The sequence below is a fragment of the Kitasatospora sp. NPDC059160 genome (assembly GCF_042755465.1).
Taxonomy (GTDB): Bacteria; Actinomycetota; Actinomycetes; order Streptomycetales; family Streptomycetaceae; genus Kitasatospora.
The window spans coordinates 1-12,990 of record NZ_JBHZCN010000170.1; the positions used below are offsets into that span (position 1 = coordinate 1).

Sequence of the window (12,990 nt, forward strand, 5' to 3'; positions counted from 1 at the left end):
CCAATGCGCTGCATTGGGCTCCCTCCTCCGCCTTGCGATGCACGCACCCCAACGCCGCCCCGCCCGCCCTGCGGGCGGACGACGGGAGTTCGAAGACGGACCCTGGGCCCGCCTTCTACGGGAGCGGCAGGACGTGCCGGAGCGCCTCGACGGCGTCCCCGTCACCGTCCACGGCGAGCTCGGTGCGGGCCCCGCGGCCGTAGACGAACAGGACCAGCTCACTCGGTTCCCCGGTGATCCGGACCACCGGGGCGCCGGCCGGACCGACCGTCAGCGACTGCCCGTCCGGGCGGGTCAGCGCGAGCCGCACGGGGGAACGGCGGCCCGCCTCGAACCGCGCGATCATCGGCAGCCGCCGCCACAGGGCCTCGGCCCGGCCGGGCGGGACGGGCCGCACCGCCCGGTCGTCGCCCGCCCGGGCGACGTCCTCGGCGTGCACGAAGTACTCCACGGTGTTCGCCACCTCGTCCGCACCGGGCAGCGCGAACAGCGAGAACACCGGCGGCCCGGCCCGGAACAACCGCACCAGCTCCTCGTACGGGCGCTGCGCGTACCCGTCCTGCACCCGCTGGGTGTGACCGGCCAGGGCGCCGACCCGGATCCCCGCCGCCGCATCGGCCCGGCGTTCCCGGACCACCAGATGCGCGGCCAGGTCCCGGGTACTCCACCCGGCACACAGCGTGGGCGCGTCCGGCCCGGCGGCGGCGAGCAGTTCGGCGAGGCGGTGGCGCTCAGCGAGCGCGTGGTTCGACATGCCGCCAGCCTAGGGCGTGTCCTGTGCGGGCCGGGGCCTTCCCGCTGTCTACGGGTGGAGCGGGGCGGTGAGTTTGGGGCTGCCCTGTTTGTTGCCGGCGGTGAGGGTGCAGGTGTAGTCGCGCCAGCCGTCCTTGTAGTTGGCCAGGGCGGGGCCGAACTGGCGGGGGTAGTAGGTCCGGCCGGGGGGTTGGTGGGATTCGGCGGTGGTCTCGGCGGTCTTGCAGCCGTCGCGCATGGCGAGGGCGAGAGGGATCTCGCCGGTGAGGCCGTCGGGGAGCTGGAGGTTCGCGATGACCTCGCCGTCGTGGTCGCCGGCGCAGGGGCGTTGTTCGGCCTTGGTGATGACGGGGCTGAGCTGGGGGTGGTCGAAGCAGGTGCCGACCGGGAACCAGGCGTACGGGGGTTGCGGCTTGGTGGGGGTGGGGGTGGGGGTCGGGGTGGGGGTGGGGGTCGGGGTGGCCGAGGGCGGGGGCGGGGCGGCGGTGGGCTTCGGGGCGTCCTCGGGCCAGAGCAGCACGGTGGCCACCACCGCGAGCAGTACGGCCAGGACGGCGGCGACGGTGATCACCAGGCTCCGGGGCGGACGGGTGGCGGCGGCTTCGGGCGGCTGCTGCTCGGAGGTCATGGCCCCGAGGATGGACCACCGGGGCCGCCCCCGGCAGGCGGTTGGCGGAACTGACCCCGAACGGGACGCCCGCGAACGGTTCACCGCCCGGACGGAGCGGTTCGCGGCCCGGAGGGGCTGACACAATGGCCCCATGTCCACCACACCCGCCGCCCCCGGCTCCACCGCGCTCGACCCCGTGATCGCCGCCCGCCTCAAGCGCACCGAGGACGGCCTGGTCCCGGCCGTCGCGCAGCAGTACGACACCGGCGAGGTGCTGATGCTGGGCTGGATGGACGACGAGGCGCTGCACCGCACGCTCACCACCGGCCGCTGCACCTACTGGAGCCGCAGCCGCAACGAGTACTGGGTGAAGGGCGACACCTCCGGTCACGTCCAGGCGGTCAAGTCGGTGGCCCTGGACTGCGACGGCGACACCCTGCTGGTGAAGGTCGACCAGAGCGGCGCGGCCTGCCACACCGGCGACCGGACCTGCTTCGACGCCGACGTCCTCCCGCTCTCCTGACCCACCCCGACCACAGCCGACTCCAGAATCCAGAAGGTGCCGCCCCGCATGGACCTCGAAGCCTTCCGCAAGCTCGCCGTCGACACCCGGGTCATCCCCGTCACCCGCAGGCTCCTCGCGGACGGCCTCACCCCGATCGGCCTGTACCGCAGCCTCGCCGAGGAGCGGCCCGGCACCTTCCTGCTGGAGTCCGCCGAGCAGGGCAACTGGTCGCGCTACTCCTTCGTGGGCGTGCACAGCGCCGCCGCGCTGACCGTCGACCCCGACGGTGGCGCCCGCTGGCTGGGCACCCCGCCGGTCGGCATCCCGACCGGTGGCGACCCGCTGGAGGTGCTGCGGGCCGCCCTGGAGGCGCTGCACACCCCGCGGCGCGCCGACGACGGCCTGCCGCCGCTGACCGGCGGCCTGGTCGGCTACCTCGGGTACGACGTCGTCCGCCGCCTGGAGAAGCTGCCGGACCTGAACCCGGACGACCTCGGGCTCCCCGAGCTGACCATGCTGCTGGCCACCGACCTCGCGGTGCTCGACCACTCCGACGGCACGGTGCTGCTGATCGCCAACGCCGTCAACCACAACGACCTGGCGAGCGGCGTGGACGAGGCGTACGCGGACGCGGTGGCGCGCCTGGACGCGATGGAGGCCGGCCTGTTGAAGCCGGTCGACCCGGGCCTGGCGACCTTCACCCCGGCCGGCCCGGGGGAGGTGCACTCGCCGTTCGGCGGGGCGCCGTACCGGGCCGCGGTCGAGGAGGTCAAGGAGCGGATCCGGGCCGGCGAGGCCTTCCAGGTGGTGCCCTCGCAGCGCTTCGAGGCGCCCTGCCCGGCCTCCGCCCTGGACGTCTACCGCGTGCTGCGCACCACCAACCCGAGCCCGTACATGTACCTGTTCCGCTTCCCCGGTCCGGACGGCGGCGCCGAGGGCGGCTTCGACGTGGTCGGCTCCAGCCCGGAGGCGCTGGTCAAGGTCACCGAGGGGGAGGCGATGCTGCACCCGATCGCCGGCACCCGGCACCGCGGCGCGACCCCGCACGAGGACGCGGCGCTGGCCGCCGAGCTGCTCGCCGACCCCAAGGAGCGGGCCGAGCACCTGATGCTGGTCGACCTGGGCCGCAACGACCTGGGGCGGGTCTGCGAGCCGGGCAGCGTCGAGGTGGTCGACTTCATGCAGATCGAGCGCTACAGCCACGTGATGCACATCGTCTCGACGGTGACCGGCAAGGTCGCCCCCGGGCGCAGCGCCTTCGACGTGCTGACGGCCTGCTTCCCGGCGGGCACCCTGTCCGGCGCGCCCAAGCCGCGGGCGATGCGGATCATCGAGGAGCTGGAGCCCACCCGCCGCGGCCTGTACGGCGGCTGCGTCGGCTACCTGGACTTCGCCGGGGACTCCGACACCGCGATCGCGATCCGCACCGCGGTGCTGCGCGACGGCACCGCGTACGTGCAGGCGGGCGCCGGCGTGGTCGCCGACTCGGACCCGCACGGCGAGGACACCGAGTGCCGCAACAAGGCGGCCGCCGTGCTGCGGGCCGTCGCCACCGCCAATACGCTGCGGAGGCCGGAACTGTCCTGAGGCGTGAGGAGGCGGCCGGATGCCCGAGCTGCCGTACGACGAGCTGCGCTGGGAGGCCGTGTTCGGCGCGGCCGTCCAGATCCGGGGCGAACTCGGGGGCCGGGGACGGGTGTTGTCCAGCGTCCTGATCGACTTCCCGGCCGCGCACGGCCCGCTCGCCCCGGACCTGGTGGTCCTCGCCGCAGGCGCCGTCCACAACGCCCGGGGCCGGTACGCGGCCGCCGCGGCCGAGGTGGTGCTGGAGGTGGCCCACCCCGGCCGCGACCACGCCTGGGCGCGGGCCTGCGCGGAGAGCGGCGTGCCGCTGTACGTGGTGGTCGACCCGGCGGCCGCCGCCTGCACCGTGCACACCGCGCCGTCCCCCGGGGGCGTGTACCGGGAGGCCGAACGGGTGCCCTTCGGCAACGACCTGTTCCTGCCGATGGGCGGGCGCACGGTGGTGCTGCGCACGGACGAGTTCCCCACCCCGGGTACGGCGCGGGGCGTGGCCCGGGGGATAGTGGACGGGTGACCGCTGCAGACCAGACCCCCGCCCCCGCCGCTCCCGCCCCGTCCGGGGCAGGCCGCCGCACGCTCGGCGTGATGCTGCTGCTGACCGTGCTGAGCGCCGTGCTGGTGCTGACCGCGGCCGGGCGGACCTGGGCCGAGGGCCGGGCCGGCACCCTGGACGTGTCCGTCACCGGCGGCAAGATCTCCGAACTGCCCGGCGGGCTGGCCCTGGTGGGCCTGGCCGCGGCCGTCGCGGTGTTCGCGGTGCGCGGCGCGGGCCGGCTCGCGGTCGGCGCGCTGACCCTGCTGGCCGGGCTGGGCGCGGCCGCCGCCTCGGTGGCCGGGGCCTCGGACACCGCCGCGCTGGACAGCGCCGCCTCCGGCAAGCTGGCGCTGGCCGGCTCCACCGCCACCGAGGTGTCGCACACCGGCTGGCCCTGGGTCGCGCTGGCCGGCGGACTGCTGCTCGCCGTGGCCGGGCTGATCACCTTGCGCCACGGCCGCGGCTGGCCGGCCATGGGCAGCCGCTACGAGGCGCCGACCCGCAAGGCCCCGGCGAAGGCCGACACCCCCGGTGACCTGTGGAAGGCCCTGGACCGCGGCGAGGACCCGACCGCCGGGTAGCGTCCACCGCCGTGCGGCGCCGGCCGTGGTGCGGCGCCCGCCGTGGTGTGACGCGATAGACGGGCCACCCGCTTTGGGGGGCCGGTGTGTGGCCCGGCACAATGGGAACCGTCAACCCGCCGGCGGCCCCGCAGGCCCGGCCGGGCCCCGAGAGCCTAGGAGCACCATCGATGTCAGCAGCAGCACACGGCCACAACCCCGCCGCCTGGACCGGCGTCGTCATCTCCTTCGTCGGCTTCGGCATCGCGGGCGTCGCGATGATCCTGCCGTCGCCGCTGCTCGTCTGGGCCGGTCTGGCGGTCGTCCTGGTGGGCGGCATCGTCGGCAAGGCCATGTCGATGGCCGGCATGGGCAAGCAGGCCAGCACCAACGTCTACAAGTCGGTCGCGGAGCAGCACGCCGCCCGCCGGGCGGCCGTCGAGGCCCGCGAGGCCGTCGCCGCCTGACCAGCGGGTATTCGCACAACCGAACGGCGGGCGCGCCACGCCCGCCGTTTCGTTCCGTCCGGGCCCGGCGCGGGCACAATCGGGGCGTGAACGCCGCCCCCACCACCCCCGCCCCGCCGCCCGTGCTGCGCCGGACGGTCCCGCCGCTGGCCGCGCTGGCGGCGGTGGCCGTTCCCGCCGGGTACGTCGCGGCGGTGGACCCGAACGCCCCCGGGCACTACCCCGACTGCCCCTTCCTGGCCGCGACCGGCTGGTGGTGCCCCGGCTGCGGGGGCCTGCGCTGCGTCCACGCGCTGGCCCACGGGGACCTGACCGGCGCGCTGCACGACAACGCGGTGGCCGTCCTGCTGTTCACGGTGCTGGCACTGCTCTGGCTGCGCTGGGCCTGGGCGGCGCTGACCGGCGGGCCGCCGGTGCGGGTCTCGGTGGGAGGTCGGCGCTGGGCGCTGATCGGCCTGCTGGTGCTGGTGTTCGCGGTGGTGCGGAACCTGCCGGTGGGCGCCGGGCTGGCGCCGCCGGTGGTCTGAGCCAGGCCCGGCGGGCCGGCGCCGACCCGGGGCCGGCCCGGCCCCGGCCGGTGGAGAGCCGGTGAAGCCGCAGCTGAGAGCCGTACCGGGGAGTGTCCCGTTCCGCGAGACGCGGGCCGGGCGGATGCGCTGTGCGCACCCGGGTGCCGATACCATCGAAGGGCCGACGGGCTCCTGCCCGTCCGGCTCGCGCTGGCGAACCAGCAGAAATGATGGGGGCTCCTGAGTGAGTGTGCTCGACTCGATCATCGAAGGGGTCCGCGAGGACCTCGCCGAGCGGCAGGCCCGGGTCTCCCTGGACGAGCTCAAGGCGCTCGCGGCCAAGGCCCCGGAAGCCAAGGACGGCGTCGCCGCCCTCAAGGGCGACGGGATCCGGGTGATCTGCGAGGTCAAGCGCTCCAGCCCGTCCAAGGGCGCGTTGGCCTCGATCGCCGACCCGGCGGCCCTGGCCCGCGACTACGCGGCCGGCGGTGCCGCGGCGATCAGCGTGCTGACCGAGCAGCGCCGCTTCGGCGGGTCGCTCGCCGACCTGGACGCCGTCCGCGCCGAGGTGGACACCCCGCTGCTGCGCAAGGACTTCATCGTCACCGCCTACCAGCTGTGGGAGGCCCGCGCCCACGGCGCCGACCTCGCGCTGCTGATCGTCGCCGCCCTCGACCAGCCGGCCCTGGTGTCGCTGATCGAGCGCGCCGAGTCGATCGGCCTCACCCCGCTGGTCGAGGTGCACGACGAGGAGGAGATCAGGCGCGCGGTGGACGCCGGGGCGCGGATCATCGGCGTCAACGCCCGCAACCTGAAGACCCTCGAAGTGGACCGCAACACCTTCGAGAACGTCGCCCACGCCATTCCGGACGGCATCGTCAAGATCGCCGAGTCCGGTGTGCGCGGCCCGCTGGACGTGATCAGCTACGCCAACCTGGGCGCCGACGCGGTGCTGGTCGGCGAGTCCCTGGTGACCGGCAAGGACCCGCGGGCCGCGGTCGCCGACCTGGTCGCGGCCGGTGCCCACCCCGCCGTCCGGCACAAGGACTGACACCGCCCCGATGAAGATCGCCACCCGACTCGCCCCCGGCTGCCGCCCGCGCGGCTGCCGCGCGCCCGCACGCCGGGTGCTGGGGCGTCGGGTGCGGTACGTGATCGGGTGCGAGCCCGGTCAGGTACCCGGACGGCGATGGCGCACGACGCGCGGCTGAACCAGCCGAACCAGACGTCACCGTCATCCATCTCCGTCAAGGGAAACCACATGTCCGAGAAGGACTACCTGCCCGGCGCCCAGGTGCCGGACGCCCGCGGCTACTTCGGCGCGTACGGCGGCCGCTTCATCCCCGAGGCGCTGGTCGCCGCGGTCGAGCAGGTCGCCGAGGAGTACGAGAAGGCCAAGACCGACCCGGCCTTCACCGCCGAGCTGGACGGGCTGCTCAAGGACTACACCGGGCGCCCGAGCCCGCTGACCGACGTGCACCGCTTCTCCGCCGAGGCGGGCGGCGCGCGGATCCTGCTCAAGCGCGAGGACCTCAACCACACCGGCTCGCACAAGATCAACAACGTGCTGGGCCAGGCCCTGCTCACCCGGCGGATGGGCAAGACCCGGATCATCGCCGAGACCGGCGCCGGCCAGCACGGGGTGGCCACCGCCACCGCCTGCGCCCTGTTCGGCTTCGACTGCACCATCTACATGGGCGAGGTCGACACCGAGCGCCAGGCGCTCAACGTCGCCCGGATGCGGATGCTCGGGGCCGAGGTCGTCGCCGTCAAGTCCGGCTCGCGGACGCTCAAGGACGCCATCAACGAGGCCTTCCGCGACTGGGTCGCCAACGTCGACTCCACCCACTACCTGTTCGGGACGGTCGCCGGGCCGCACCCCTTCCCGATGATGGTCCGCGACTTCCACCGGGTCATCGGCGTCGAGGCGCGCCAGCAGGTGCTGGACCGGACCGGGCGGCTGCCCGACGCGGTCGTGGCCTGCGTCGGCGGCGGCTCCAACGCGATGGGCATCTTCCACGAGTTCATCCCGGACGCCGGCGTGCGGCTGATCGGCTGCGAGGCGGCCGGCGAGGGCGCCGACACCCCCCGCCACGCGGCCACCCTGACCAAGGGCGACCCCGGCGTGCTGCACGGCTCCCGGACGTACGTCCTCCAGGACGAGGACGGGCAGACCATCGAGTCGCAGTCCATCTCGGCCGGGCTGGACTACCCCGGCGTCGGGCCGGAGCACGCCTGGCTCAAGGACACCGGGCGGGCCGAGTACCGGCCGGTCACCGACGACGCGGCGATGCAGGCGCTGCGGCTGCTCTCCCGCACCGAGGGGATCATCCCGGCCATCGAGAGCGCCCACGCGCTGGCCGGCGCGCTGGAGCTGGGCCGCGAACTCGGACCGGAGGCGACCATCCTGGTCTCGCTCTCCGGGCGCGGCGACAAGGACATGCACACCGCGGCCCAGTACTTCGGGCTCTACGACGCGCCGGCCGGTTCCGGCGATGCGGCCGGCGGCGCGGCCGAGGGGGGTAAGTGATCATGGCTTCGAAGCTGAGCACCGTGCTGGCGGCGGCCAAGGCCGAGGGCCGGGCCGCGCTGATCGGGTACCTCCCGGCCGGGTTCCCCACGGTCGACGGCGGGATCCGGGCAGTCGACGCGCTGATCGAGGGCGGCTGCGACGTCGTCGAGATCGGACTGCCGCACTCCGACCCGGTCCTGGACGGGGCCGTGATCCAGACCGCGGACGACATCGCGCTGCGGGGCGGGGTGCGGATCAAGGACGTGCTGCGGACCGTCCAGGAGGCGGCCGCCGCCCACCCGGGGACGGCGGTGCTGGTGATGACCTACTGGAACCCGGTCGACCGGTACGGGGTGGCGCGCTTCGCGGCCGACCTGGCCGCCGCGGGCGGGGCGGGGTGCATCCTGCCGGACCTCCCGGTGGAGGAGTCCGAGGAGTGGCGCAAGGCGGCGGACGAGCACGGGCTGGACACCGTGTTCGTGGTCGCGCCGAGCAGCAAGGACGCGCGGCTGGCGGAGGTCACGGCGGCCGGGAGCGGCTTCGTCTACGCGGCCGCCGTCATGGGGGTGACCGGGACGCGGTCGGCGGTGGGCTCGCTGGCCGAGGACCTGGTCGCCCGGACCCGGGCCACCACCGACCTGCCGGTCTGCGTCGGGCTCGGCGTCTCCGACGCCGTGCAGGCGGCCGAGGTCGCCCGGTTCGCGGACGGGGTGATCGTCGGCTCCGCGTTCGTGAAGCGGATCCTGGAGGCCGGTGCGGACGAGGCCGCCGGACTGGCCGCGGTCCGCGCGCTGGCCGGGGAGCTGGCGCAGGGCGTGCGCAGGCGCTGACCCGCGGCAGCAGTCGTCGGCCGGCGGCCCGTTCCCCCTCCGGGGGGAGCGGGCCGCCGGCTTTTCCGTCGGCGTCAGCGGCGCGGCGGCCCCGAACGGGTGAAGAGCGCGGGCGACACGCATCAGGCGGGGTTGACCGGCGTTGAGTGGAGGGACGAGTGCACGAACCACGTCTACGGGGGTGGCCGGGCTAGCGAAGGGGTGAGCGGGTGGCTGGGCTTCATCGGGCCGTGCTGCTGCGGGCGGCGGCGGCCGCGCTGGCTCTGGGGGCCGCGGTCGGCGCGCACACCGAGGTGGGGCAGGCCCTGGCCAAGCGGGGGGCGGAGCGGGCCGAGCGGGAGGCGGTGGCCTGTGCGGAGGCGGCGCGCTGGGACGCGGCGGAGCGGGCCGCGCGGGGGCGGCACGAGGGGCGGCCGGAGCTGTTCGACCCGGGGCGGATGCAGGGGTGCCGGTGACGTAGGGGTGTTCGAGGGAATCGGACGGAACGTCACTCGTCCGGCTTAATTCGTGAATCCGGAGGAACCGGTCTTCATCCCTTACGGTTCGTCAGGAAGTGAACGAGTTTCCCGAGGGGGGTTCCCTGATGGCGGGGCCGGCAGTGCAGTCCGGTGGCTCCGCGCCCGCGCCGCGGCGGGTGCCGGTCCGGAGCGAGTGGATCGGTACGGCCGCGCGGCTCGGCCTGGCCGTGGTCTGGGGGTGGGCCGGGCTGGCGAAGATCGCCGACCCGGCGGAGGCGGCCCAGGCGGTGCGGGCGTACGAGATCCTGCCCGAGGGCCTGGTCAAACCGATCGGCTACGGGCTGCCCTTCCTGGAGCTGGCGCTCGCCCTGCTGCTGGTGATCGGCCTCGGCGTCCGCCTGGTCGCCGGGGTGTCGGCGCTGCTGCTGCTCGCCTTCATCGCCGGGATCGCCTCGGCCTGGGCGCGCGGGATCTCGATCGACTGCGGCTGCTTCGGCGGCGGAGGGCACGTCGACGCCTCGCAGACCGAGTACCTGCAGGAGATCCTCCGCGACACCGGCTTCCTGCTGCTGGCCGGGTTCCTGCTGTGGCGGCCCCGCACCCGGCTCTCGGCCGACGGCTGGCTGGCGAGCTGACCCGTCCGGCCATTCCCATCCCCGCACCCGACGAAGGCCCCCAGACCGTGGATGTCAAGGCAATGAGCGAGAAGAACCGAGAAGGCAAGCGCACCGCCCGCGAGCGGATGCTGGAGCAGCGGGCGGCCGAGGAGGCCGGCTCGCGGCGCAGGAAGAAGCTGGTCGTCGGCGGAGCGGTGCTCGTGGTGATCGCCGCCGCGGTCGTCACCGGCGTGCTGGTGCAGAACCAGCGCTCCAAGCCGGAGACCCCGACCGCCGCCCCGGCCGGGACGATCGGTGACAAGAACCTGGTCATCCCGGTCGGCGCGAGCAACGCGCCGTCGGTGCTCACCGTGTACGAGGACCCGCGCTGCCCGGCCTGCGGGATCTTCGAGCGCGAGTTCTCGGCGACCATCGACCAGCTCGAGGACGCCGGGAAGATCTACACCAACGCCCACGTGGTGTCGTTCATCGACCGCGCGGTGCCGGGCAAGGGCTCGAAGAACGGGGCCAACGCCCTGGCCTGTGCCCAGGACGCCGGGCACTTCCGGGACTACCACGACGTGCTCTACCGCAACCAGCCGGACGAGACCAACGACGCCTTCGGGAACAAGGCGGTGCTGCTCAACCTGGCCAAGCAGGTGGGGGGGCTGGACACGCCGGAGTTCCAGGCCTGCGTCAACGACAACAAGTACGGCGGATGGGTGTCGGCGGTGCAGCAGGACTTCGACAAGTCCAGCTACAAGTCCACCCCGACGGTGCTGCTCAACGGCCAGCCGATCTACCCGAAGAACGGCAACGAGGAGATCACCCCGGCGAACCTGGTGAAGTGGGTGGACGCCGCCAACCAGGGCAAGCAGCTCGGGACGGCGGGCACGAACGGTCAGACCCCGGCGCCCACCGCCGCCGCCTCGGAGGCCAACAACCCCTCGCCGTCGGCCGGCTGAGCGCGTCCGGCCGCCGCCCCCTCCCGCCGATGCGGGAGGGGGCGGCGGCGTTCGTTGTTCGGTATCTGTGACCCCGGGGGTGTCGGATGGGGCCGCCGGACCCTGTAGCGTCGGAACTGCCATGGATATCGCCTACATTCCCAGCCCGTCGCGGGGGGTCCTGTACCTCGGACCGATCCCGCTGCGCGCCTACGCCTTCTGCATCATCCTCGGGGTCGTCGCGGCCGTCTGGCTCGGCAGCAAGCGCTGGGTCGCCCGGGGCGGTGCCAAGCACACCGTCGGTGACATCGCCGTGTGGGCCGTGCCCTTCGGCCTCGTCGGCGGCCGGCTGTACCACGTGATCACCGACCACCAGCTCTACTTCGGCGAGGGGAAGAACCCCTGGAACGCCTTCAAGATCTGGGAGGGCGGCCTCGGCATCTGGGGCGCGGTCGCGCTCGGCGCGGTCGGCGCCTGGATCGGCTGCCGCCGCCGGGGCGTGCCGCTGCCCGCCTACGCCGACGCCATCGCGCCGGGCATCGTGCTCGCCCAGGCGATGGGCCGCTGGGGCAACTACTTCAACCAGGAGCTGTACGGGCGGGCCACCACGCTGCCGTGGGGCCTGGAGATCCACAAGACGCTGCCCGACGGCGAGGTCGTGAACGGGGTCTTCCACCCGACCTTCCTGTACGAGTCGATCTGGGACGTGGCCGTCGCGCTGCTGGTGATCTGGGCGGACCGGCGCTGGCGGCTGGGCCACGGCCGGGCCTTCGCGCTGTACGTCGCCGCGTACACGGTGGGCCGGTTCTGGACCGAGTGGCTGCGGATCGACGAGGCGCACGTCTACTTCGGCCTGCGGCTGAACGACTGGACCTCGATCGTGGTGTTCATCGGCGCCGTCGTGTACTTCGTGGTCGTCGGGAAGAAGCGGCCCGGCCGGGAGGACCCGGCGAGCATCGACCCGGCGGCGCACGCCGAGGCCCAGGAGAAGGACGCGGCCCAGGAGGAGGACGCGGCGCCGAAGAAGGCGGAGGCGGCCGTTCCGAAGCCGAGCGAGACGGTGGACGGGGAGAAGCCGTCTCGACTGCTGGACGAAAAGGCGGCGGCCGAACCGGCCGACGAGGGCGCCGAGAAGGCCGGCAAGGACGCCAAGAACCCGATCTGACCAGGGACTTCCCCGCAACTGAGGCCACCCTTGCGAAGGGTGGCCTCAGTGCTGTTCGGACAGCCTTACTTTGCTGGAAATGCGCAGGTCAACGGGGCTACGGTCAGGTCGACGAACGAAAGACGGAGGGGAAGTACCGTGACTGCGAGCACCCTGGAAGCCGAGCCCGCCCAGCACCCGCGGATACCTGCGGCCGACCACCACCGGGACGTCAACGGCGGCTGGCTGCGGCCCGCGGTGTTCGGGGCGGTGGACGGCCTGGTGTCGAACTTCGCGCTGATGACCGGTGTGGTCGGCGGCGCGGCCTCCAGCAGCACGGTGATCCTCACCGGCCTGGCGGGCCTGGCGGCCGGTGCCTGCTCGATGGCGGCGGGGGAGTACACCTCGGTGGCCTCCCAGCGGGAGCTGGTGCAGGCCGAGATCGAGGCCGAGCGGCTGGAGCTGAGCCGCAACCCGCACGGCGAGCTGGCCGAGCTGGCGCAGGTGTACGTCTCGCGCGGGGTGGACCCGGAGCTCGCCCACGAGGTGGCCCGGCAGCTGTCCCGGGACCCGGAGCTGGCGCTGGAGGTGCACGCCCGGGAGGAGCTGGGGATCGACCCCAACGACCTGCCCTCCCCGCTGGTCGCGGCCGGCTCGTCCTTCCTGTGCTTCGCGCTGGGCGCGCTGCTGCCGCTGCTGCCGTACCTGCTGGGGGCGACCACGCTGCTGCCGGCGATGCTCCTGGCGGGGCTGGGGCTGTTCCTGTGCGGCGCGGTGGTGGCCCGGGTGACGGCGCGCAGCTGGTGGTTCAGCGGGCTGCGGCAGCTGGTGCTGGGCGGGGCCGCGGCCGGGGTGACGTACCTGCTGGGGTGGCTGATCGGCGGGCACGTCGGCTAGGGCCTGTCCGGCGGATCTTGGCAGATCAGCGCGCGGCGTTGGGCGCCCGGCTGGGCGTGCGCCCGAGTCGGCCTCGTACTGGACGT

The 12,990-nt window shown here is 74.1% G+C and carries 17 protein-coding genes; 15 read left to right on the plus strand and 2 right to left on the minus strand.

Features of this window, described 5'->3' with window-relative positions:
• Positions 1 to 115: 115 nt before the first annotated feature.
• Positions 116 to 754, minus strand: coding sequence for a TIGR03085 family metal-binding protein (locus tag ACFXOZ_RS40135; RefSeq protein WP_380594983.1), 639 nt, complete (start codon positions 752 to 754; stop codon positions 116 to 118).
• A gap of 48 nt (positions 755 to 802) precedes the next feature.
• Positions 803 to 1,381 (minus strand): hypothetical protein, encoded by a 579-nt coding sequence (locus ACFXOZ_RS40140; protein ID WP_380527008.1) that lies wholly within the window; start codon positions 1,379 to 1,381, stop codon positions 803 to 805.
• A gap of 133 nt (positions 1,382 to 1,514) precedes the next feature.
• Between ACFXOZ_RS40140 and hisI the strand changes: the two genes are divergently transcribed.
• The 15 genes from hisI (at position 1,515) to ACFXOZ_RS40215 (ending at position 12,904) form a co-directional block, all read left to right on the plus strand.
• On the plus strand, positions 1,515 to 1,886 hold the full coding sequence (hisI, locus tag ACFXOZ_RS40145) for a phosphoribosyl-AMP cyclohydrolase (protein ID WP_380594985.1): 372 nt from the start codon (positions 1,515 to 1,517) through the stop codon (positions 1,884 to 1,886).
• Positions 1,887 to 1,934: 48 nt separating this feature from the next.
• Positions 1,935 to 3,455 (plus strand): anthranilate synthase component I, encoded by a 1,521-nt coding sequence (locus ACFXOZ_RS40150; RefSeq protein ID WP_380527010.1) that lies wholly within the window; start codon positions 1,935 to 1,937, stop codon positions 3,453 to 3,455.
• A 19-nt stretch (positions 3,456 to 3,474) separates the two neighbouring features.
• Positions 3,475 to 3,966: a Uma2 family endonuclease gene (locus tag ACFXOZ_RS40155; protein WP_380594987.1), complete on the plus strand. Its 492-nt coding sequence runs from the start codon at positions 3,475 to 3,477 to the stop codon at positions 3,964 to 3,966.
• On the plus strand, positions 3,963 to 4,568 hold the full coding sequence (locus tag ACFXOZ_RS40160; RefSeq protein ID WP_375893348.1) for a TIGR02234 family membrane protein: 606 nt from the start codon (positions 3,963 to 3,965) through the stop codon (positions 4,566 to 4,568). Before ACFXOZ_RS40155 ends, ACFXOZ_RS40160 begins: the two co-directional genes overlap by 4 nt.
• A gap of 170 nt (positions 4,569 to 4,738) precedes the next feature.
• A complete protein-coding gene (locus tag ACFXOZ_RS40165) occupies positions 4,739 to 5,014 on the plus strand; it encodes an HGxxPAAW family protein (RefSeq protein ID WP_375893350.1) in 276 nt (91 codons plus the stop codon).
• Between the two features lie 86 nt (positions 5,015 to 5,100).
• Positions 5,101 to 5,541, plus strand: coding sequence for a DUF2752 domain-containing protein (locus ACFXOZ_RS40170; protein ID WP_380527013.1), 441 nt, complete (start codon positions 5,101 to 5,103; stop codon positions 5,539 to 5,541).
• A 226-nt stretch (positions 5,542 to 5,767) separates the two neighbouring features.
• Positions 5,768 to 6,574 (plus strand): indole-3-glycerol phosphate synthase TrpC, encoded by an 807-nt coding sequence (gene trpC / locus ACFXOZ_RS40175; RefSeq protein WP_375893352.1) that lies wholly within the window; start codon positions 5,768 to 5,770, stop codon positions 6,572 to 6,574.
• A gap of 10 nt (positions 6,575 to 6,584) precedes the next feature.
• The gene (trpM, locus tag ACFXOZ_RS40180) at positions 6,585 to 6,734 is read left to right on the plus strand and encodes a tryptophan biosynthesis modulator TrpM (protein ID WP_375893354.1); all 150 of its coding nucleotides are present in this window, start codon (positions 6,585 to 6,587) and stop codon (positions 6,732 to 6,734) included.
• Between the two features lie 50 nt (positions 6,735 to 6,784).
• Positions 6,785 to 8,053 (plus strand): tryptophan synthase subunit beta, encoded by a 1,269-nt coding sequence (gene trpB / locus ACFXOZ_RS40185; RefSeq protein ID WP_380594989.1) that lies wholly within the window; start codon positions 6,785 to 6,787, stop codon positions 8,051 to 8,053.
• A 2-nt stretch (positions 8,054 to 8,055) separates the two neighbouring features.
• Positions 8,056 to 8,865 carry a tryptophan synthase subunit alpha gene (gene trpA / locus ACFXOZ_RS40190; protein WP_380594991.1) on the plus strand — a complete coding sequence of 270 codons (810 nt, stop codon included), beginning with the start codon at positions 8,056 to 8,058 and terminating at the stop codon, positions 8,863 to 8,865.
• A 209-nt stretch (positions 8,866 to 9,074) separates the two neighbouring features.
• On the plus strand, positions 9,075 to 9,320 hold the full coding sequence (locus tag ACFXOZ_RS40195) for a hypothetical protein (RefSeq protein WP_380398152.1): 246 nt from the start codon (positions 9,075 to 9,077) through the stop codon (positions 9,318 to 9,320).
• 128 nt (positions 9,321 to 9,448) lie between these two features.
• Positions 9,449 to 9,958 (plus strand): MauE/DoxX family redox-associated membrane protein, encoded by a 510-nt coding sequence (locus ACFXOZ_RS40200; protein WP_375893362.1) that lies wholly within the window; start codon positions 9,449 to 9,451, stop codon positions 9,956 to 9,958.
• A gap of 62 nt (positions 9,959 to 10,020) precedes the next feature.
• Positions 10,021 to 10,884 (plus strand): DsbA family protein, encoded by an 864-nt coding sequence (locus ACFXOZ_RS40205; RefSeq protein ID WP_375893364.1) that lies wholly within the window; start codon positions 10,021 to 10,023, stop codon positions 10,882 to 10,884.
• 121 nt (positions 10,885 to 11,005) lie between these two features.
• A complete protein-coding gene (gene lgt / locus ACFXOZ_RS40210; RefSeq protein ID WP_375893366.1) occupies positions 11,006 to 12,028 on the plus strand; it encodes a prolipoprotein diacylglyceryl transferase in 1,023 nt (340 codons plus the stop codon).
• Positions 12,029 to 12,166: 138 nt separating this feature from the next.
• Complete coding sequence (locus tag ACFXOZ_RS40215) at positions 12,167 to 12,904, plus strand: VIT1/CCC1 transporter family protein (RefSeq protein WP_375893368.1); 738 nt, start codon at positions 12,167 to 12,169, stop codon at positions 12,902 to 12,904.
• The last annotated feature ends 86 nt before the right edge of the window (positions 12,905 to 12,990 follow it).

What these genes read in the sequence shown, in the direction of transcription:
- ACFXOZ_RS40200 (WP_375893362.1), top strand. Translation starts at nt 9,449, where the DNA reads ATGGCGGGGCCGGCAGTGCAGTCCGGTGGCTCCGCGCCCGCGCCGCGG.
- lgt (WP_375893366.1), top strand. Translation starts at nt 11,006, where the DNA reads ATGGATATCGCCTACATTCCCAGCCCGTCGCGGGGGGTCCTGTACCTC.
- ACFXOZ_RS40205 (WP_375893364.1), top strand. Translation starts at nt 10,021, where the DNA reads ATGAGCGAGAAGAACCGAGAAGGCAAGCGCACCGCCCGCGAGCGGATG.
- ACFXOZ_RS40150 (WP_380527010.1), top strand. Translation starts at nt 1,935, where the DNA reads ATGGACCTCGAAGCCTTCCGCAAGCTCGCCGTCGACACCCGGGTCATC.
- trpM (WP_375893354.1), top strand. Translation starts at nt 6,585, where the DNA reads ATGAAGATCGCCACCCGACTCGCCCCCGGCTGCCGCCCGCGCGGCTGC.
- ACFXOZ_RS40135 (WP_380594983.1), bottom strand. Translation starts at nt 754, where the DNA reads ATGTCGAACCACGCGCTCGCTGAGCGCCACCGCCTCGCCGAACTGCTC.
- ACFXOZ_RS40165 (WP_375893350.1), top strand. Translation starts at nt 4,739, where the DNA reads ATGTCAGCAGCAGCACACGGCCACAACCCCGCCGCCTGGACCGGCGTC.
- trpB (WP_380594989.1), top strand. Translation starts at nt 6,785, where the DNA reads ATGTCCGAGAAGGACTACCTGCCCGGCGCCCAGGTGCCGGACGCCCGC.
- hisI (WP_380594985.1), top strand. Translation starts at nt 1,515, where the DNA reads ATGTCCACCACACCCGCCGCCCCCGGCTCCACCGCGCTCGACCCCGTG.
- ACFXOZ_RS40155 (WP_380594987.1), top strand. Translation starts at nt 3,475, where the DNA reads ATGCCCGAGCTGCCGTACGACGAGCTGCGCTGGGAGGCCGTGTTCGGC.
- trpA (WP_380594991.1), top strand. Translation starts at nt 8,056, where the DNA reads ATGGCTTCGAAGCTGAGCACCGTGCTGGCGGCGGCCAAGGCCGAGGGC.
- ACFXOZ_RS40140 (WP_380527008.1), bottom strand. Translation starts at nt 1,381, where the DNA reads ATGACCTCCGAGCAGCAGCCGCCCGAAGCCGCCGCCACCCGTCCGCCC.